The sequence below is a fragment of the Streptomyces sp. T39 genome, from assembly GCF_008042045.1.
Lineage (GTDB): Bacteria > Actinomycetota > Actinomycetes > Streptomycetales > Streptomycetaceae > Streptomyces.
In genome coordinates this window covers 1,781-20,010 of the sequence record NZ_RDBP01000059.1, presented here as the reverse complement: position 1 = coordinate 20,010, position 18,230 = coordinate 1,781, and the positions used below count along the sequence as shown (strand labels likewise).

Below are 18,230 nucleotides of genomic sequence, written 5' to 3'. Positions count from 1 at the left end.
GACAGCTCCACCACACCGGAGGTCTTCGCCATGATCAAGACCCAGCCCTGTTAACAACGCTCGTGATCAATACACCTAGGCCGTCGCCGACGGCGTCGAGGCCTGCACCCACTGCCGTGCCGACACGGTGCTCGGTATCGCCTGACGCTGGCCTTCGCCGCCGAGTGCCAGCATGGGGACGACCCCGCGTGAATGGCCCGTACGGCGCGAGCGTGAGCAGCCCGAACCCGGAGAGTCGACCGCGCTGAACGCGCCGCCGCCTGACCCTCGCGCAAGCCCTTGGCGGAGGCGGGCTCCAAGTGCTGCGACGTTGGTCGGCGGGGACCGACTGGTCACGCATGGAGTCCTTCATTCGCCGCGCTTCTCAGCCATCACCCCATTGGTAGCCAACTCGAAGAATCTCACTGAATCTGCCGAGGAGATGCAGTTGGGGGATCGAGCAGGGGGCACCGCAACCCGGCGAAGTGCCTGATTGTGGTTATCCCCACCGGCCAGGCATGGCTTACCGGATGGACACCGTGAGGGGTGTACAGAGATCCTGTGTCCCGAGACGACTTGACCACGCATGGCGAAGGGGTATCTCATCGATGCGCATTGTCCTCATCGGGCCGCCCGGAGCTGGCAAGGGCACGCAGGCGGTGCGTCTTGCCGCACATCTGTCGATCCCTCACATTTCCACGGGTGATCTATTCCGCGAGCATATTGACCAGGGAACCGAGCTTGGACAGCACGCCCGCACCTGTATCCGCGACGGCCTTTTGGTGCCGGATGAGGTCACGATCGGCATGGTCAAGGAGCGCCTAGCCCGTCCCGACGCTCAGGGCGGTTTCTTACTAGACGGCTTCCCCCGGAATCTCGCCCAGGCTGAGGCGCTGGACGGCATCCTGGTCGACCCGGAATCAAAGCTGGATGCTGTGCTCGAGCTGGAGATTTCCGAAGCGGAAGTGGTCAAGCGAGTCACTGGACGGCGGTTGTGCCGAATGGATCGCGGGCACATCTTCCACGTCTACTTCAATCCCCCTGAAGTCGCGGGTGTGTGCGACGCCTGTGGAGGGGAGCTCTACCAGCGAGATGACGATCGCGAGGCAACTATTCGACAACGACTTAAGGTATATCGCAGCGAGACGGCTCCGGTCATTGACCGATATCAAGCCCAGGGTTTCGTAACCACAATCTCGGCCCTGGGCTCCGTGAAAGAGGTCCTGAACCGCGCGCTCCGTTCAATCGGCAAAGAATAGTCGATGCCTCCGGAATGTAGAATTGTCGACCTGATTGTCAGGGTATGGCCTTCGATTTTTTACCCAAGATGATGCCGGCATGCGAGTGTCCGGGGGCTTGGACGGAAAAGGGTAAAAATATCGATGCGAGGCGGGGCGACCGGGCGGGAAGGCCATGTTCACTCGCACCCGTGCAGCCTCTTTGGCCGAAACCGTCTTGCGGTGTGAGGGTTGCCCCCTTGCCGACATGGGCGGCCAGCCAGATCGTCAGGTTCCGGACACGTCAAAGAAACCGCATGCTGGTCTGACAGCATCCGTGGCAGGGTTGCGACGACAAGCACAACCAGACACTAGTTCGGCCCGTTTGGGTCAGAATTGGTCAACTCTAGGGGAGGGCTTTCCTCATGCGGATGAGTTCCGACTGGCGTGCACGTACGGCATCCACCTGCGCCGGCCTGCTGATAATGGGCGGCGCAGCGGTCGCCGTCGCGCCGCAGGCCTCTGCCGGCGGTGACGGAAACAAGGTCCACAACTGCTTCGGCCGGTGGTACAACACCGACTGGGACCAGCGATGCGGCAGCCTCGGTGCGAACTACACCGGTACGTACGTGTCCACGGCCAACTGCAGCTTCGAGCCGGACAACACGATGGAGCAGTGGCGGAGAATGGGCAGTACTGCGGTGTACAACGGGCACGACTGCGACTGGTCCGCAGCGGGCGTGCAGACCTACTTCTACGAGTAGGAAGCCTCGCGCCGCCGCCAGCGGCCTGATGCAGTGATGCTGCGGCCTGTCTGCCCGCACTCCAATTGCGGGCAGACAGGCCGCGTTTCCCATTTTACTCACGCACGGCAAGGTGCCTATATGCAGGTTCACGTATCCGACCTTCGTCAGGGATATTCGGGACGTGTGGTCCTTGAGGGACTCGACCTCGAACTCCGCCCCGGTGTAACTGGCCTCCTCGGGCCCAACGGCGCAGGTAAGTCAACTTTGATGCGGACCCTGGCTACGGTGCAGCCACCTCTGCGCGGCCGTGTTGCCCTCGATGGTGTGACCATCGAGGGAGAGAAGGCCGCGAGGCACATCCGCCGCAGGATCGGCTATCTGCCCCAGCGGTTCGGATGGGACCCGGGGATGCGCGTGCGTGACTTCGTCGAGTATGCGGCATGGATGCGCGAGGTCCCTGGCAAACTCCGGCCCAGCGCTGTTGCGCGAGCACTGAGCCAGGTTGACTTGGCGGACCGCAAGCAGGAGCGGATGTCCCGGCTCTCCGGTGGCATGCGGCAGCGTGCGGGAATCGCATGGGCCATCGTCGGCGACCCTGATCTGGTGATCCTTGACGAGCCCACCGTAGGTCTGGACCCACGCCAGCGCCTGCAGTTCCGTCGGATCCTCGCTGAACTCACGGACACCACAGTCCTCCTGAGCACTCACCTCATTGACGATGTGGCCGCCGCTTGTGATCGCGTCGTCGTCCTGCACAGCGGGCGGGTGCTCTTCCATGGTGAGGTGGCCGAGATGGCAGACCGGGCCGCTGACGGGACCGCCGGACACACCCCGTTGGAGCGCGCCTACATGGAACTGTTGCCGGACGGAGAGCGGGAACTGTGACCTCTTTTCTCCTCGCACTGCGTTCTTCCCCGCTGCGGTGGCTACTCGTTCCCCTGATCGCACTCGATCTCATCCTCATCCTCGCCCGTGACGACTACTGGCACGGGTTGTGGGGAGACACCGGCGCCGTAGGACAGGTTCCCACCCTCCTCCTGGGCGTTTTCGCCGCGGCTGCAACAGCGTGGACCTCCTCGCTGCGCCGCCCGGTCGAGACGGCAGACACTCTGGCCGCGATGCCCCGTCCCAGGCCGCAGGCCGAACTGTCACGCCTTGCCGTGGTCCTGTATCTCTTCCTCGTTCCGTACCTGGTAGGGCAGGCGGTCTGCTTCACAGTCACAGCGTCTTCGTGGCCGCCCGGCTTCAACCAGTACCTGGGGTACTTCCTGCTCGGTGTCGCGACCCTCCTGACCGCGACAGGATTCGGCTGGGTCGTCGGGCGGCTGCTGTCCACCCGCTGGGGGCCGGCGGCCGGTGCTCTCGGCTGGCTGCTCATTCCCATGGCGCTCGACATCGACTTTTCCGTAACAAATGGCCCGGCCCGAATGCAGCCCGACCTCCCGGACATAGGGATGCGTTTGCTGGCCGCGTTGCTGCTCCTTACTGCCTGCCTCTGGCTGCCGTACGGCCCCCGAATCTCGCGCATCAACCCACTGGCAGGGCTTGCTACCATCCTGGCTCTCGCCGCGACCGCGGCAGCCTCTGGAAATCCTGTGATTGATGAGCGGCACGGCTCCCCATCAATGACCTGCGTCAAGGGCAGTGCCGACATCTGCTTGTGGCCCGAGGAGGACAAGTACAAGGCGATGGCCCAGGATGTGCTGACGCGGGCCGAACACCTCCCTCCAGTACTGGACATGCCGAAGACGGTGTACTCGAACGGCCTTGTCTACACCATGGACCGCAGGTGGGGCGGTGACTTCTACCTCGACAGCGGTTCCGTCTGGTCAATGGCAGACGGTGTGGCAAGGGCGATCAGCACGCAGACGTTCGCCGCCTGCCAAGAAAACAACTTCAAGGGCTTTCTCGCTCTAGAGAACGCCGACGATCAATCGGTGCTCGCTGTGGAACGTTGGCTGGAGAAACGGCTGGCCGGTGGCGGCGAGCCGGAGTACAAGGAAGCGGGAATGACGGCATCCATGGCGAAGGCAATGGAGACCGGCAAGGAAATGGCCGACCGTCCTGCGGCGGAGCAGAGCGCGTGGGTCACGGCAACGGTGCGGCGCGTCCTGGACAAGTACTGTGCCTGACACTCCTTCCGGTACACGCCCCGGCACATTGCTGCCAACCCGGTGGCTCGGTCGGGGCAATCGCTTCCACCCACCGTGCGGCGTAAGGCAGCCGGGCAGCGTCCTGCTCATGGTCCTGCTCAGCGGGCTGGCCGTTGCCTGGCTGGGAGACAAAATGGCCCCTCTGCCTACCGTGGCGGGGTCGCAAGGCCCAGGGACTCCGAGCTGGCGAATGCTGGCCATGTTCGCGGGCGTCCTGCCTGTTCTGTCCCTGCACAGTCGCATGGCGGCGCTGGAGGCAGTCGGCACTACCCGCTTTCACCGCGGGAGGGCGTTGCGGCTGTCAATTCTGTGGGCCATGAGCATGACCATTTTCCTGGGCACGTGCGCCATGTCCGTGGAAGGCCGAGTACTGGAAGTCATGGCCGGTGCTCTTCCTGGATGGACCGGGCTGGGTCTGCTCAGCGGGCGCATGTTCGGTTGGCGACAGGGGTGGATCTTGCCCGCATTGGTTCTTCTTCTCGTCAGCTACTGGAGTGTGCAGGATATAACAGGCAGCTATCCATGGTGGGACTTCACCCGCTCGCCGTTGGAGCAGCCGACCAGTCTCGGGATGAGTCTGGGACTGCTGGCCGTAGGGATAGCGGCCTACCGGATGACACCCTGGCGCCTGCGACGTCTGCTTCAGCAGGGGTGACGAAGGCCAGGTCCTCGTATCTCACGTCGTGACTCGTCTGTCTCCGGGCGAGGGCCTTCATGTCGGACGAGGGCATGGGAGAGGAAGGACCCGCTCCGTCAACTGCCCGCGAAGGCGCGTGCCGGCGACCACGGCCCCGGCAAGCCATCCCGCCCCGGTCAGTTCGTCGAACACAGCCTGCAGTTGAGCCGTCTCGTTAGCGGCCAGGGAGGCGAGCAGGTCCGTGGCGATGCCCTGATGGCTTTGTTCACTTCTAGGACTTGTCCGGCCGATCATGTGACTACTCCGTGCCCGAGTCGTTCCTGTGGGCATGGGGCGGGGTGATCTGAGTGATGCCGAGTGGGAGCGGCTGCGGCCGTTCCTGCCGGTCAGCAACGGGCGTTGTGGCAGGTGGCGGGATCACCGGCAGGTGATCGACGGGATTCTGCACCGGGTGCGGACCGGGGTGCAGTGGCGTGATCTGCCTGAACGGTTCGGGCCGTGGAAGACGGTCTACGAGCGCCACCGCCTGTGGTCGGCCGACGGCAAACTGGGAACGCTTGCTCCAGCAGGTCCAGGCCGTGGCCGACGCCGCTGGCGAGATCGACTGGGACATCTCGGTCGACTCCACCATCGTCCGCGCGCATCAGCACGCGGCCGGCGCCCGTACCGACCCGCCTCCGGCACCGGGATCAAAAGGGGCCGAAGGGATGGAACAACAGGACGAGACGCCGTGGCAGAGTCTCGTCGCCCGCCTGGTGGAGGTGGTGCTGGAAGCGAGGGCCTGGGCCGCTCGCGCGGCGGGTTCACCAGCAAGCTCTACCTGAGCGCGGACGGCCGCTGCCGCCCGCTGTCCTTGATCGTCACGCCAGGTCAGCGGGCGGACTGCACCCAGTTCAAGCCGGTCCTTGAGAAGATCCGGGTGCCCAGACCTGGCCTGGGCCGGCCACGCAAGAAGCCTGACAGCCTCGCGGCCGACAAGGCTTACAGCAACGGCCCCATCCGCGAGTACCTGCGACGACGGGGCATCCGCCACACCATCCCGGAGAAGACCGACAGCCAGGCGGCCCGCCTTCGCAAGGGCTCACGCGGTGGACGGCCGCCCGGCTTCGATGAGGACCGCTACAAGAAGCGCAACACTGTCGAACGGGCGATCAACCGCCTGAAGCAGTCCCGAGCCGTTGCTACTCGCTATGACAAGCGCGGCTACGTCTTCCTCGGCACCGCCACCGCGGCGGCCGTCGCCATCTGGCTCCGCACATGAGCTCCTACGCGACCCAGCAGTAGACGCCCTGGTTCTGGCGCCGGGCGCTGCTGACGAGGTCAGCCAGATCACTCAGGATCGCGTCCGCGATCTCCGTGTCAATGGTCTCGCCGTCCTGTTCGCGGGATTTAGCAGCGTCGGCGGCGCGTCACTGCCCGGCGGGTGCGGGTGCGGGTGCGGGTGCGGGTGCTGGGCGGGTGAGTCCGGCTCCGACCCTGGCCAGCATCTGGCCGAGGAGGTGGAGAGCCCGTGCCCGTCCAGTAGGCGTCGGTGAGTTTCTCGATCACCGCGAGAGTCTGACTGTCGTCTTGGGCGGCCAGCACGAGGATGAAGCGCACGTAGTCACCGATGTCGGTGCCCTGGGGGTGCTGGTTCATGATGGTGTGCAGGCGCGCTGTCAGGGCGGGCAGAGTGCGGTCCGTCGGGAAGACGACTGCGAGGCCGGCGAGGGCCATCCGAACTGCGGGGCATTCGGCGGGCCAGCGGGCCAGCAGATCAGGGGTGTGCAACTAGACCGCGTTGCGGGCCCGGGCCTCGCTGTCGGGATCGGCATGCTGCGGGGTGGCCGGCCAGGTCTCAGCGAGGTGGCGCTCGGCAACGGTGGCGGACCGGAACAGCAGGTCGACGGCTTGGAACCGGTGTCGGGCGGGAATCCGGTCGTCGACGGCCAGGGCCACGAGCAGGACGAGGCCGTCAGCGGTGGTCGGCTGGCAGGTGTCCTGATGGAGGATCTCGTTGTAGAACTCGGCGAGGAAGGCCCGGTCGTCCCAGTCGGGGTCGATCTCTGAGCCGAACAGCATCGCCGCTTGGAGCGGCATGCGGTCCGGCAGGCGATCGGCGATGACGTCCCGGAAGAGCTGCCGGATCGGCGGACCACAAGCGATCGCGTGGTGCTGGGTCTGCTCGGGTGCGGCGTGCGTGTCCATGACCAGCGCAGCCTACTGGAGCGTCTCAGGCTGACGGCCCGGCGCCCGGAGGGCGGCGGGCCGTCGAGGCAGGAAGCGGCAGAGATCAGCCGGCCTTGGCCGCCTCCTCGGCGCGGGCTCGGGTGCTGGCGAGGCGGTAGGAGTCGGTGCCGGTCTCGATGATGGTGCCGTTGAAGGTGAGCCGGTCGACGATGGCCGCGCAGAGGCGGGGGTCGGTGAACGTCTTGGTCCAGCCAACTGGGGCTGGCACTTGTTCGTTGGATCGCATCCGCCCTGCGACGTGCCCGTATCTGGGTCCTGGGCGGCTCTTTGATTGTCTTGCTGACAGCGCGGTTTTGTAGGCGCTACCTTCATTCGTCAGGTGCGAGAAAGGTGTGCCGGATGGTGGAGTCGCGTCTGCGGGTGATCGAGGGCCGGACGGTGCCCGAGATACCCGTTGCCTGGGATCCATGGGAGTTCCAGGCCCTGTGTGTGGAGGCGTTCGTGGCTTCCTGGCGGGCCCGAGGGTTCAGCCCGGTGACGGTAGACAACGACATCGGCCTGCTGGAGCGGACATTGAAGGCGCTGGGGCGGCCGGCATGGGATGTCACGCCCGAGGACATCGACCGCGTGGTCGGTGGCCTGGCCGTGGAGGGGCGGGCTCCGTCCACCCGCCGCGGATACGTCCAGATCTTCAAGGGCTTCCACCGGTTCCTGCAGGCCCGTAGGGCCGTTGAGATCGAGGCCGCGTTCGGGGTCCGGCTGGTCTGCCCGGTGGACGAGTTCAACGCGTCGCGGCATGTCGGCGACGACTCGCCAGCCCTGCTGCCGCCACCGACGCCGGAGCGGGTCGAGGAGTTCTTCGACTTCCTCAAGGCCAGGATCGCCACCGCCCGCAAGTACGCACCCGCCGCCCGCGACTACGCGCTGTTCCGGACGCTGTATCACGCCGGCCTGCGCTCGGAGGAGGCTTCGCTCCTGGATCGCCCAGACGTCCACTTCGGCCGCGGCCCGTTCGGCAAACTGCACGTGCGCTTCGGCAAGGGCGCCCACACCTCCGGCCCCCGGCCGCGCTGGGTGCCCATGCTCGACCAGCTGGACCTTGTCCTGCGCTGGTTCCTCGACGACGTCCGCGGCAAGTTCCCCGACTCGCCCCCGCTGTTCGCCGACGAGTCGGGCGGCCACCTGCACCAGGGCACCGTCCGCAATCGCCTGCGCTATCTGATGGAACTGGAGGGCCGCCCAGCCGCTGACCGGTTCAGCCCACATGCACTGCGGAGGGCCTGCGCGACCCACAACTACGAGCGCGGAGTGGACCTGGTGGCCATCCAGCAGCTGCTCGGTCATTGGACTGTCAGTTCCACGATGAGATACGTCCGGCCCTCGGCCACGTTCATCGAGGACGCATATCGACGCGCCGTGACCAGCACGCTCGGCGAGCTCACCGGAGAGGAACCCACGCCGTGAACATCAAGTGGAAGCTGCGGATGGCCGCCGCTCAGCGCGAGGTCTGGACCGGTGCCCAGCTGCGGCGGCTCCTGGCCGAGAAGGCCGGCCTGGAACTGTCCTCCGCCTCGGTGTCTGCCCTGTTCACCAAGGAACCCTCGCAGGTGAAGATGTCCACGCTCGCAGCGTTGTGCACCGCGTTGGAGTGCACCCCCAACGACCTGATCGAGGTCGACACCACCCCAGTCGAACGTCCTCCGGCTCCTCCTCGACCAGCGGTAGATCTTCCCCGGGTCGCCTCGGCCCGGGGCCGGTCCATGCCGCCGATCTGAGCAAAGGATGGTGCGGGCGAGGCATGGGCAAGCGACAGCGGGACTGCGTCGGGTGCGGGGCGCCGGTCGGCTTCATCGACCGGCAGCACTGCTGCCGCTGGACGGCCCGGATGAAGGACGAAGCCGCTCGCGCGTCCTGCCCTGCCTGTGGGCGGTCACGCGTCCTGCAGGCCGACACCGGACGGTGCATCACCTGCTCGCGGACCTGCGCGGGCTGCGGCCGCCCGGTCCGCTCACCGGCCGCCAGCCACTGCGGGATCTGCCGACGCGAAGCCGACAGGCAGGCCGCGAAGCGGCTCTGTCCTCGCTGTCAGCGGCCCGGCTTCCTGCAGACCGGCACGGGATGGTGCGGCCACTGCTCGCGCCAGCGGCAAACCAAGCAGCCACCGCGGAAGTGCGCCGACTGCGGCCAGGTGCGGCGCCATGCCGGGCTCGGACTCTGTTCGGCCTGCTGGCAGAAGCACCCCGACCGGCCCTTCTTCGCTGCCGAGAATCTGGCCGCGCGGCTCGCCGAGCCGGTGCCCTGGCTTGGTGACTTCGCCGGCCATCTCGCCGAACGGCACTGCGCGAGTCGCGCCTGCACCATGATCAGCACCTTGGGCAGACTGCTGGAGGACGAACAGCCCAACCACCCCCAGGCCCTGCTGGAGCGCGCCCGCCACCCCGGCCGGTCGATTGGCTCCCTCGCCCGGGCGCTCGAAGGCTTCTTCACTCAGCGCGGCCTTGCCCTTCCCACCGACCAGGCTCAACGGCTTGCCGCCGGTCGCCGCCGACGCCGCATCGACGCCGCCCCGCTCCCGCTGCGGCCGCAGGTGCAGGCGTTCGCGGAGTCCATGCTGCGAGCACGCGAGCGCGCCCTGAAGGCCGGCACCCTGCCTCGCACGGACAGCACCATCGAGGCGGCCCTGGCCATCGTCCGTGACCTCGCCCGCTTCCTGACCGGCACGCGCAACAAGCAGGACTGGGCACTGACCGACGTGCACGACGTCGAGGCGTTCCTGGCGACCATGCCCAAGGCCCGCCAACGCCGACTGACCGTGCTGCGGCAGTACTTCCGCTTCGCCCGCTCCCGCAAGGTCGTACTCATCGACCCCACCCGGGGAGTGAAGGCCAAAGGCCCGTCCGGGTTCAGCGGCACCACCGTCGCCGTCGACCAGCAGCGCCAGCTGTTCCGCCGCTGGACCACCGGCACCGACGCGTACCCGCACGAGGCACTGCTCGGAATCCTGGCCCTCCTCCACGCGGCCTCCAGCAGTGAGGTCCGGCTCCTGCGCGTAGACGACCTCGACCCGACCAACCGCAGTCTCCGCCTGGGAAAACGGCCACATCCGGTGCCTATGGACCCGGCCAGCTGGTCGGTGCTGCAGCGCTGCCTGGCCCACCGCGAGAGTCAGCACACCGACAACCCCCATGTGATCGTCACCAAGATCACCAAGAGCGGCCGGGCACCGGCGTCGACCGCCTATGTCAGCCACCTCCTGGACCCCTGCGGCGTTGCGCCTCGGACTCTGCGGTGCACCCGCCTTGCCTACCTCGTGAACACTCTGGACCCCAAGCTCGTCGCCGCAGGGCTCGGCATGGATCCCGAGGGCGTCATGATCTACCTCGCCGACCAGGTCGATGCAGGACGCCTCCCTGACGCGTGCTCTCGGCGACGGGTGGGGCCTTCGTGATCTACCGTTCAATCGATGAGCTCCCACGACACCGACCTCGACACGCCGACCGCCGTGACCGTCAGCTGCCACAACAACCGCTCCGTCAGCGTGCGGCTCTGCGACTCTTCCCGGCCTGACGAGGACCGCGTGCAGTACGCCGTCGAGGCGGCCGCGCCGGGGCTGACAATCCGCGTTGACGGGGTGGTCGCCTGGAACTGGGGTGCCGACCTGGCGCCCTTCCTGGAGGGACTGGCGGCCGACTTCCGCGGCTGGGACGGGCAGCGGGTCTGGCAGACCAACGACCGCGATCTCACCATCAGCGCGGTCTTCCACTCCGGCGGTCACGTCGGGCTGACCTGGACTCTTCGCCCATGGCGAAGTGCGGCCGGTGGTTGGGAGGCATCCGTCACGACCTGGCTCGACGCCGGCGAGCAGATGTCTGCCCTCGCGGTCGACGTCCGACGCTTCCTGACACAGCAGGACGGTGGCCGTGGCTGATCTGCGGCTCGTCTGGACTCTCAACGGACACGGGTGGGCGGACTGCAGTATCGCTGACGGGCAAACCGATGCCGAACTCACAGCCTCGTACATCACCGGCGCCCCCGAGGACCTTCTGACGGCGATCGCCCGGCTGGTCAGCGGTGAGGCCGAGACGCGTGCCCAGTTCGAGGCAGAGCCCACCGCTTTCCGGTGGATCTTCTACCGTGCAGGCAACGACGTGTGGATCCGCCTCCTTCAGCTACCGGACGGCGCCAAGCACGACAACGCCGGGACCGAGATCTGGTCGACCCAGCAGAGCGTCGATGCAGTGGCGCGAGCAGTGATCCGCTGCTTCGACGAAGTCGCCAGGAAGCACGGCGAGAGCGGATACCGCGGCAAGTGGGGCGAACACTTCCCCCGCACCGAACTTGAAACCCTGAGATCGCTCTGGCGCACACACACCGGTCCGACCCGGCAGGCTGAACCCCCGAACCCGTCGACATTCGGCGCTGCCTCGCACACGTTCGCCGGAACATGTGCGCTTTGCCGAAGGACTCGTTGGAGGCGATGGCGACGCTGTTCTTCTCCTCGCGTTCGGTCAGGACCTGGAAGAGGAACTCGGCGCCGCGGCGGTCGAGTTCCATGTAGCCGAGCTCGTCGATGCACAAAAGATCAACACGGCCGTAGCGGGCGATCGTCTTGGACAGCTGCTTCTCGTCGGCGGCCTCGACGAGCTCGTTGACCAGCTTCGTGGCCAGCACGTACTTGACCCGGTAGCCGGCCATCGCCGCCTCGGTTCCCAGAGCGATCAGCATGTGCGACTTGCCGGTCCCGGAGTCACCGATCAGGCAGAGCAGCTGACTCTTCTTGATCCAGTCGCAGCTGGCGAGCGTGTGGATCACAGCCGCGTCGATGTTCGGGTTCGCGTCGAAGTCGAAGGTCCGCAGGGACTTGTCCCGGGGGAAGCCTGCCGCCTTGATCCGCCGTTCTGAACGGCGCCGGGACCGGTCGTCGCACTCGGCCATCAGCAGCTCGGCGAGGAAGCCGCGGTAGGTCATCTGGTCCTTCAACGCCCGGTCGGCGATGTCGGAGAACTCGTTTCTGATCGAGGGGAGCCGCAGCAGGCGGCAGGCGGTGTCGATGGCCGTGGTGGCGGCCTGCTCGGTCAATCCTCGCTGGCGGGGCAGGGTCACTGTGCTTCTCCCTCGCGGTGTTCACCGCCGCTGGCGCGGCGGCGTCGGAGCAGTTGGTCGTAGTGGGTCACCGAGGGCAGAGGCGTGGTGTCCGGGGGAAGATGCGCGAGCCGCCACTCGTGCAGGAACGTCACCGTGGCCGCGCCGCCAGCGTCCGCCGGCGAAGGGTGCCCGGCGGGTTCGTCCTCGGCCTGGGCGACCTTGCGGGCCTCCAGCGCGACCGCGTCCGCCGTCAGGGCCCCGGCCCGCAGAGCCATTGCGAGGCCGGCGACCAAGTGCTCGTGCGAGATGTGGCGGGCCAGCAGCAGCACCTCGATCAGGGCCCTGGTTCCGGCGGTGTCTCCGTGGGCCCTGACCGCCGCGGCCCACCAGGCGTCATGGACCGGGGTGAACTTGCCTGCCGAGCGGGCTTGTTCGAGCGCCGTCGCGCCGGGGAAAGCCCCCGGCTTGCGGATCAGGGCCTCCAGGTAGTGGGCCAGATCCAGGCGGCAGCCGCCCTTCGCGATCAGACGCTCGTGCCGGGCAACTTCCACGTTCCGGTCGTAAACCACCAGGTGAGAAGCGTGAAGCACGACCCGGACCCGCTTGCCGATCAGCCGGACCGGGACCGAGTACCGGTTCGTGCGGACCGCGATCTGGCTGTAGGGGTCGACCCTCGGAGTGAACAGCCGGCCCGTCTCGAACGGCTCCTCGGGCAGCGGCATCAGCAGCGGACGCTCGACCTGGAAGTACTCGTCGATCGTCCGCGGCCGCGAACCGATCCGGCGCCGGCCGTCATGCAGGTCCCACTGGTCGACGAGCTCGTTCAGCTCGGCCAGCGAGTCGACCTCGGGCACCGGTGTGAAGTGGTTGCGGCGGAAGTAGCCGATCTGCCCTTCCACTCCGCCCTTCTCGTGGGCGCCCTCGATGCCGGGCCGGCAGTAGAAGCTCTCGATCCCGAAGTGCGACCTGAATGCGATCCATCGGTCGGCCTCCACCCTGGCCCGGCTCAGCCCCAGTACTCGGGCGACGGCAGCCTTCAAGTTGTCGTAGCGGACCTTGCTCCGCGGGACCCCACCCAGCGTCCGAAGCGCGTGCACGTGCCCTTCGAAGAAGGCCTCCTGACCGCAGGACGCGAACACGCGATGGACGGCCTTGCCCGAGTAAGACAGGCGGAAGGAGAACAAATAGCAGGTCACAAGCTCACCGGCGAGCCGGATCGTCACGTCGCCGAAGTCGACCTCGGCCTCCATGCCAGGCTGGTGGGTCTGCGGCACGAACGCTTCGATCGGCGCCTTCCCCGACTCGACGAGGATCTGCGGTTTCCTGTCGGAGACGTAGCGACGGACCATCTGGTAGGAGACGTCCGCGGCGTGTTCCTCGACCAGGCGATGGAAGATCCGCGTGATCGTGTTCCGCTGCTTGCGCGGCGCGTCCAGATCCGCCTGAAGCATCCCGTCGATCACCGACTTATACGGATCCAGGGCCGTCGGCCGTGGCGGCAGCTGCTTCCTCGGCTCGGGCCAGACCGAGTCGACGGCCTTGCGGACCGTTCGCCACGACACGTTGTACTTGCGGCTCGATCTCCCGGATCTTCATGCCGCCGCGGTGGTCCCGGCGGATCGCCGCGTAGAGCTCGACCTTCGACATCTGCGGCATGACCAGGCCCTTTCACCAGGAGCATCCCGATGCTGCCCTGGCAAGCACCCCGGTGACTTCAAAACTCGTGAACATCACCCGACCGTGGATCTGGGCGCCTCCCAAACCCGTGAACAACTGACTTCACAACCGGTGAATAAAGCCACCCTGACCTGCTGCTCCGAGGTGTCCTTCTGCGTCGCTGTGCCGCGGCGGTACCCGAGCTTGCCGGGCGTGTACAGGCGACGGCGTTCGACGCGGAGACTGGCCGCGCGCGCTCCGGGAAGGGCAGACCTCCCGTCACGGTTGGCAGTACGGCACCGTGTCCGAGACCTTCGACGCCGCCCGGGCCACATCATGTTTGCCCAGTTCAAAGGCTGTCCACATTTTTCCTACCTCTTCTGCGGACCGGCCAAAACTGGATTGGGCTCGACGTCGGGCGCAAGAGTGTTGCCCATGACAGTTACTCGTTACCGCGTGCTGGTAGTCGTCTTGGTGGGTCTCCTCGCTGCGGCCGCCGCCGTAATCCTCGCCGTGCTCGACAAGCACGCCGCTACGGATGCCATCCGGAATGCTGGCGTCGCATTCGGCGGGACCACCACGCTGGGCTTGCTGCTGAGCACCGCACTCAAGGACAACCCCGGCCAGGGGGTCCAGTGACCTCCTACTGGAGCGAGGGCATGTATGTGGAGCCCACCTCAGACCATCCCGGCGATGAGGAGTGGTTCAAGGAGCCCATGGTCAAGGTGGCCGGCCACCTCTTCCCCCCGCGCTTCCGGATCTACATGAAGTGCCACGCGTCGGACATCGCAATGTGCATCGCCCTGGAGGTCGACCGTGGGGGCTTCATCGAGCAGGAGAACGCCATCACGATCCACGGTGTTGCTTCCGACCGGGAGCGGGACCAGGTGCGGGTGGCCGCACGGAAGCTTGCGCTCCCCCTTGCTCTGGCCGCCGTACCCTTCGGTCCTGCCCGGAAGACAGAAGAGGGCTGGGAGTGGGCGGCCACAGGCTGGTCACCGCCGACCGTGCACAAGGTCGGCCACCTGCCCAGCCCGCAGCTTGCCTTGCTCAAGGAGCTTCGGCGCCGGACAGGGCCGAAGTGGTGGGACGTCTACTTGCCGCGAATCGAACAGACAGCCTTCATCGTCGCTTGCGCCTCGCCTGAGAAATCAACACGCAAAGTGATCGTGGAGGACGTGTGCCCCCAGAGCTACGTCAGCCGTACGCAGGCGTACCAAGACCTGCAGACCGCACGTGAGCTTGGCTTGATCCCTCCTGAGCGATGCGACTCGGCCGGGAACCCCCTTTACTCCCGGGCGTAGCAAGGCCCCGCACCGGTCGGTGCGGGGCCCTGCGTTCGGGTTGCTCAGGCTGTTAGGGCTTCGACTTGGAGCGGAATGCACGCAGGGCAGCTCCGCTGGCGAGAAGAACGAGAGCTGTGGTAAGGCCGCCCAGGAACTCGGGGATGGTGGCGTACAGGATTTCGCTCACCTGGCCACCGCCACCGCGCGTTGGGCCTGGCGGGCGCCGAGGCGGTGGAGCTTGCGGCGCACCCGCTCGCCGTATGCCGCGGGCAGGTCGGCACCGAGGGCAGATTCGGTCCATGTGCCGGCGCCCTGCGCCCACCGTGCGGCAACGGCTGCCTCGTCAGCCGTGAGACCTCGCAGGACCGTGCGGAGCCGCTCGTCGTCGAGTTGGTGATGCAGCACTAGGCCGTTTCGTTCGGATCATCTGATCGTGTGCCCTGGTGTGTCATTGAGTGACGCGCAGTGGGCGCGGATCGAGCCGTTGCTCCCGGACCGGACCCCGAAGCGGGGTGGGCGGTGGCGGGAGCACCGTGAAGTGATCGACGCGATCACCTGGAAGTTCAAGACCGGATCGCAGTGGCTGCACCTGCCGGAGAAGTACGGCAACTGGCGGGGCGTATACAACCGGCTGCGGAGGTGGGCCGTCGACGGGACGTGGGAGCGGGTGTTCACCGCGCTGATGGCCCACGCTGACGCTGATGAGGATCCGAACTGGGTCGTCTCGGTGGACTCCACGATCGTGCGCGCTCACCAGCACGCCGCCGGGGCCCGCAAAAAGGGGCCCTGGCCGGTGAGCCCGGTGACCATGCCATCGGCCGCTCCCGCGGCGGGCTGACCACGAAGATTCACCTCGCCGCCGCCGGCAATTGCCGACCGTTGGCCTTCGTGCTCACCGCCGGCCAGGCCGGTGACGCACCCGCTTTCGCGGACGTGATGGCCCGCCTGCGTGTCCCACGCCGACGCGGCAGACCTCGCACCAGGCCGGATGTGGTCCTAGCCGACAAGGCGTACTCCTCACGCGCCATTCGCGACCACCTGAGCAAACGCGGGATCCGAGCGGTGATCCCCGTCCCGGCGGACCAGCGGGGCCACCGGCTGCGTCGAGGCAGCCGCGGCGGTCGGCCACCCGCCTTCGACCGCGAGGCATACAAGCAGCGCAACACAGTTGAGCGGTGCATCAACCGCCTGAAGCAGTGGCGCGGCATCGCAACCCGCTATGAGAAGACCGCGACCATCTACCTGGCCGGACTCCACGTCGCCGGCATCTTCCTCTGGTCCGCGAGATGAGGCCCTATGGCGATGCCGTCTCTTCCAAGCATGACTGGAGCCGTCCCTGCAGGGACGGGACGGACGGGGCGTCACAAGACATGACAACAACGAGCCTGCCGAGTTCGATGCCCTCGGGCCGCTGTGTGTAGGACCATCGCTGCCCTGCCCGCAGCAGGGTGTTGAAGAGCAGCCGCTGTTCGGAGGGATCGCCCGACAGTGCCTCATCCGCGGCCTCGACGATCAACACCCAGTGGTCCGAAGACAGCCATTTCAGATCACACAGACAGTCGGAGAGGGCACTCCAGTTCCACCCGAAGTAATCAGGCAGCCTCAGTCCGTCGTAGAACTGCTGGAACACAGCGTCCGTGTCGCGCATCTCCCGGCCGTCGAGACGCGCTACGTACGTCCTGCCGGTCACGGGAAGCAGCAGATCGACAGGCAGAGCGCCTTGCTTCGCAACCACGTGCAACCAGGGCACGGTGTCCACCGCCACCCTCCCTCCAGTGATCCAGGCCGTCGACCGCTGGCAGCCGGTCATGGCGGCGAGCTGCAAAGTCTAGATCCAAACGAAACGGCCTAGCACGGCAGCGGCGCCACCGGCACGTCATGGGAGATCAGGTGGGGCAGGCCGTCGACGACGGAGCTGGGGCCGACGAGGTACCCGTCGCGACGGCGGCCGGGGCCGCCTGATCACGCCGGGCCAGTGGAGCGATAGCCCGCAATTGATCCCGATCCTGGAACGCATCAGGGTCAACTTCCCAGGTGGCGGCCGCCCGCGCACCCGGCCTGACCACCTCGGCGGCGGTAAGGCCTACAGCTCCCGCCGAAACCGGTGCTACCTGCGGAGACGGCAGCTCAAGCACACCATCCCGGAGCCGAAGGCCAGCGTGTCACGCCCAGTCGATGCCGAGTGCGGCCAGCCGGCTGCGCTGTTCCTCGCTGAGCCCGGCACGCCGTGAGCGGGTGTTGGAGAGCCACACACCGAGCCTGATCGCCGTCCCGTCCTGCAGGTCTTCGCACCACCCCCTCGGCACCACGGTGCGTCCTTCCCGCTCGATGTACTGGGCGAGCGCCGCGATCCCGCGGTCGAACGCCGCGCTCGCCCCAGCCCCCGCCCGCTTCCCGCGCGCAGCGGCGGGCTTCTCGGCCGCCGGCCGCGGTTGTACGCCGAGTTGCTCCAGGCGCTCGCGCTGCCCGGGGGCGAGGCGCTGCCAGTCCTGTTTCTGCACGGCGAGCCAGCGGCCGACGTCGACGCCGTGAACCAATGTGCCCGGTTCCACGAACGCCAGCACCCCACCCTCACCCCCACTCGGCCCGAGGGCGGTCTTCAGGGCGGCGTAGGAGCGTTGCCAGTCGATGGGCCAGTCCGGTCGCCAGTCGGGGTCGATGGCGGCCAGCAAAGCGGCTCTGCGCGCTGCCTCGGCAGGGTTCTTGCCGAGCCCGTGCTTCTTCCGCGCGTTCGCCAGCCATTGGCCAATGGGCTTGTCCATGATCGAGGCCGTGACCGGAGCTGCGAGAGTTGCATACGCCTCGTAGTAGGCGCGCGCCGCGCCGAGGTTCTCCTCCCACGCCGCATCCGCCGGATCCCACACGATCCCCAGCTCTTCCAGCTTCTCCGCCCGCGGAGTGAGGATGCCCCCGGCCCGCATCGCCTGCCGCTGATCCGACAGCCACCTGCCCAGCGGAAACCCCGCCCCCGACCCGCCTGCGGCACCCTCCCCGCCCGGGATYCCGCCCTCGACGTGGTTGTACGGCACCGCGAGGTGCCCCTCCCGCCGCCGGTACGCCACTGCGGCGCGGTGGCCGGCGTTCCACGCCGCCGTCTCCGGCTCCAGCACGTTGTACTGCACCAGCCGCGCCACCAACAGCGGGTCCCGGTGCGTGCCGAACCGCAGCAGCAGCCGCTGCTCCTCCTCACCGTCGCTCTCGGGCGCCTCGCCCAGCCACGACGACGCCTGAGACACTGCAGCCGAGGTTTCCTGGGGAATAGCGAGCATTTCCACCGCGCGTTCATCATGCGCCCGAAGCCC

Annotated in this window: 17 protein-coding genes and 4 pseudogenes; 14 read left to right on the top strand and 7 right to left on the bottom strand. The window is 67.2% G+C overall.

Translation table 11 applies throughout. The features are described 5' to 3' along the window. The first annotated feature begins 587 nt into the window (after positions 1-587). From EAO77_RS34430 to EAO77_RS34405, 6 genes are all read left to right on the top strand, one after another. Positions 588-1,238 (top strand): adenylate kinase, encoded by a 651-nt coding sequence (locus EAO77_RS34430; RefSeq protein WP_147992257.1) that lies wholly within the window; start codon positions 588-590, stop codon positions 1,236-1,238. Between the two features lie 443 nt (positions 1,239-1,681). Then, the gene (locus EAO77_RS34425; protein ID WP_147992256.1) at positions 1,682-1,960 is read left to right on the top strand and encodes a hypothetical protein; all 279 of its coding nucleotides are present in this window, start codon (positions 1,682-1,684) and stop codon (positions 1,958-1,960) included. A 36-nt stretch (positions 1,961-1,996) separates the two neighbouring features. After that, a complete protein-coding gene (locus tag EAO77_RS34420) occupies positions 1,997-2,827 on the top strand; it encodes an ATP-binding cassette domain-containing protein (protein ID WP_315986128.1) in 831 nt (276 codons plus the stop codon). Further along, the gene (locus EAO77_RS34415; protein WP_147992254.1) at positions 2,824-4,074 is read left to right on the top strand and encodes a hypothetical protein; all 1,251 of its coding nucleotides are present in this window, start codon (positions 2,824-2,826) and stop codon (positions 4,072-4,074) included. Before EAO77_RS34420 ends, EAO77_RS34415 begins: the two co-directional genes overlap by 4 nt. 211 nt (positions 4,075-4,285) lie before the next feature. Continuing rightward, on the top strand, positions 4,286-4,750 hold the full coding sequence (locus tag EAO77_RS34410) for a hypothetical protein (protein ID WP_147992253.1): 465 nt from the start codon (positions 4,286-4,288) through the stop codon (positions 4,748-4,750). A 310-nt stretch (positions 4,751-5,060) separates the two neighbouring features. Then, a complete protein-coding gene (locus EAO77_RS34405; protein WP_261994281.1) occupies positions 5,061-5,993 on the top strand; it encodes an IS5 family transposase in 933 nt (310 codons plus the stop codon). 509 nt (positions 5,994-6,502) lie between these two features. Here EAO77_RS34405 and EAO77_RS34395 read toward each other — a convergent pair. Further along, complete coding sequence (locus EAO77_RS34395) at positions 6,503-6,919, bottom strand: hypothetical protein (protein WP_147992251.1); 417 nt, start codon at positions 6,917-6,919, stop codon at positions 6,503-6,505. A gap of 85 nt (positions 6,920-7,004) precedes the next feature. Continuing rightward, positions 7,005-7,154: pseudogene (locus tag EAO77_RS34390) on the bottom strand (ATP-binding protein); the annotation flags it as partial. Between the two features lie 146 nt (positions 7,155-7,300). Here EAO77_RS34390 and EAO77_RS34385 point away from each other — a divergent pair. The 4 genes from EAO77_RS34385 to EAO77_RS34370 all read left to right on the top strand — a co-directional run bounded on the left by EAO77_RS34385 (position 7,301) and on the right by EAO77_RS34370 (position 10,829). Further along, the gene (locus EAO77_RS34385) at positions 7,301-8,365 is read left to right on the top strand and encodes a tyrosine-type recombinase/integrase (RefSeq protein ID WP_147992250.1); all 1,065 of its coding nucleotides are present in this window, start codon (positions 7,301-7,303) and stop codon (positions 8,363-8,365) included. After that, positions 8,362-8,676: a helix-turn-helix domain-containing protein gene (locus tag EAO77_RS34380; RefSeq protein WP_147992249.1), complete on the top strand. Its 315-nt coding sequence runs from the start codon at positions 8,362-8,364 to the stop codon at positions 8,674-8,676. Before EAO77_RS34385 ends, EAO77_RS34380 begins: the two co-directional genes overlap by 4 nt. Positions 8,677-9,089: 413 nt before the next feature. Then, entirely contained in the window at positions 9,090-10,349 is a 1,260-nt protein-coding gene (locus EAO77_RS40705) for a tyrosine-type recombinase/integrase (RefSeq protein WP_261994280.1), read from the top strand. A gap of 15 nt (positions 10,350-10,364) precedes the next feature. Beyond that, positions 10,365-10,829, top strand: a complete 465-nt coding sequence (locus EAO77_RS34370; protein ID WP_187283539.1) for a DUF6228 family protein — start codon at positions 10,365-10,367, stop codon at positions 10,827-10,829. Positions 10,830-11,326: 497 nt separating this feature from the next. On the opposite strand, the pseudogene istB reads toward EAO77_RS34370, so the two are convergent. Beyond that, a pseudogene (gene istB, locus EAO77_RS34360) lies at positions 11,327-12,004 on the bottom strand (IS21-like element helper ATPase IstB); the annotation flags it as partial. Further along, positions 12,001-13,642: pseudogene (gene istA / locus EAO77_RS34355) on the bottom strand (IS21 family transposase). The pseudogenes istB and istA, both read right to left, overlap by 4 nt. 435 nt (positions 13,643-14,077) lie before the next feature. On the opposite strand from istA, the gene EAO77_RS34350 reads away from it, so the two are divergent. Together EAO77_RS34350 and EAO77_RS34345 are read left to right on the top strand one after the other, a co-directional pair. Beyond that, positions 14,078-14,281: a hypothetical protein gene (locus tag EAO77_RS34350; protein WP_147992247.1), complete on the top strand. Its 204-nt coding sequence runs from the start codon at positions 14,078-14,080 to the stop codon at positions 14,279-14,281. Then, complete coding sequence (locus EAO77_RS34345; protein WP_147992246.1) at positions 14,278-14,946, top strand: hypothetical protein; 669 nt, start codon at positions 14,278-14,280, stop codon at positions 14,944-14,946. The genes EAO77_RS34350 and EAO77_RS34345 overlap by 4 nt, the downstream gene beginning before the upstream one ends. Before the next feature lie 165 nt (positions 14,947-15,111). Here the strand turns inward: EAO77_RS34345 and EAO77_RS34340 are convergent, their stop codons facing one another. Next, the gene (locus EAO77_RS34340; protein WP_147992245.1) at positions 15,112-15,333 is read right to left on the bottom strand and encodes a hypothetical protein; all 222 of its coding nucleotides are present in this window, start codon (positions 15,331-15,333) and stop codon (positions 15,112-15,114) included. Positions 15,334-15,373: 40 nt separating this feature from the next. Between EAO77_RS34340 and EAO77_RS34335 the strand changes: the two genes are divergently transcribed. Continuing rightward, a protein-coding gene (locus EAO77_RS34335) for an IS5 family transposase (RefSeq protein WP_410088753.1) occupies positions 15,374-16,218 on the top strand; the annotation gives its coding sequence in 2 pieces (ribosomal slippage) (positions 15,374-15,715 and positions 15,718-16,218; 843 coding nt in all). 4 nt (positions 16,219-16,222) lie between these two features. Here the strand turns inward: EAO77_RS34335 and EAO77_RS34330 are convergent. Beyond that, the gene (locus EAO77_RS34330; RefSeq protein WP_261994279.1) at positions 16,223-16,687 is read right to left on the bottom strand and encodes a barstar family protein; all 465 of its coding nucleotides are present in this window, start codon (positions 16,685-16,687) and stop codon (positions 16,223-16,225) included. Positions 16,688-16,886: 199 nt separating this feature from the next. On the opposite strand from EAO77_RS34330, the pseudogene EAO77_RS34325 reads away from it, so the two are divergent. Further along, a pseudogene (locus EAO77_RS34325) lies at positions 16,887-17,081 on the top strand (IS5/IS1182 family transposase); the annotation flags it as partial. Positions 17,082-17,090: 9 nt separating this feature from the next. Here EAO77_RS34325 and EAO77_RS34320 read toward each other — a convergent pair. Further along, the coding region (locus EAO77_RS34320) for a helicase associated domain-containing protein (protein ID WP_187283538.1) at positions 17,091-18,230 on the bottom strand (1,140 nt) is incomplete at its 5' end.

Excerpts from the sequence above, each read along its gene's own strand:
- EAO77_RS34430 (WP_147992257.1), top strand. The coding sequence starts at position 588 with ATGCGCATTGTCCTCATCGGGCCGCCCGGAGCTGGCAAGGGCACGCAG.
- EAO77_RS34425 (WP_147992256.1), top strand. The coding sequence starts at position 1,682 with ATGGGCGGCGCAGCGGTCGCCGTCGCGCCGCAGGCCTCTGCCGGCGGT.
- EAO77_RS34420 (WP_315986128.1), top strand. The coding sequence starts at position 1,997 with ATGCTGCGGCCTGTCTGCCCGCACTCCAATTGCGGGCAGACAGGCCGC.
- EAO77_RS34410 (WP_147992253.1), top strand. The coding sequence starts at position 4,286 with ATGCTGGCCATGTTCGCGGGCGTCCTGCCTGTTCTGTCCCTGCACAGT.
- EAO77_RS34405 (WP_261994281.1), top strand. The coding sequence starts at position 5,061 with ATGGGGCGGGGTGATCTGAGTGATGCCGAGTGGGAGCGGCTGCGGCCG.
- EAO77_RS34395 (WP_147992251.1), bottom strand. The coding sequence starts at position 6,919 with ATGGACACGCACGCCGCACCCGAGCAGACCCAGCACCACGCGATCGCT.
- EAO77_RS34385 (WP_147992250.1), top strand. The coding sequence starts at position 7,301 with ATGGTGGAGTCGCGTCTGCGGGTGATCGAGGGCCGGACGGTGCCCGAG.
- EAO77_RS34370 (WP_187283539.1), top strand. The coding sequence starts at position 10,365 with ATGAGCTCCCACGACACCGACCTCGACACGCCGACCGCCGTGACCGTC.
- EAO77_RS34350 (WP_147992247.1), top strand. The coding sequence starts at position 14,078 with ATGACAGTTACTCGTTACCGCGTGCTGGTAGTCGTCTTGGTGGGTCTC.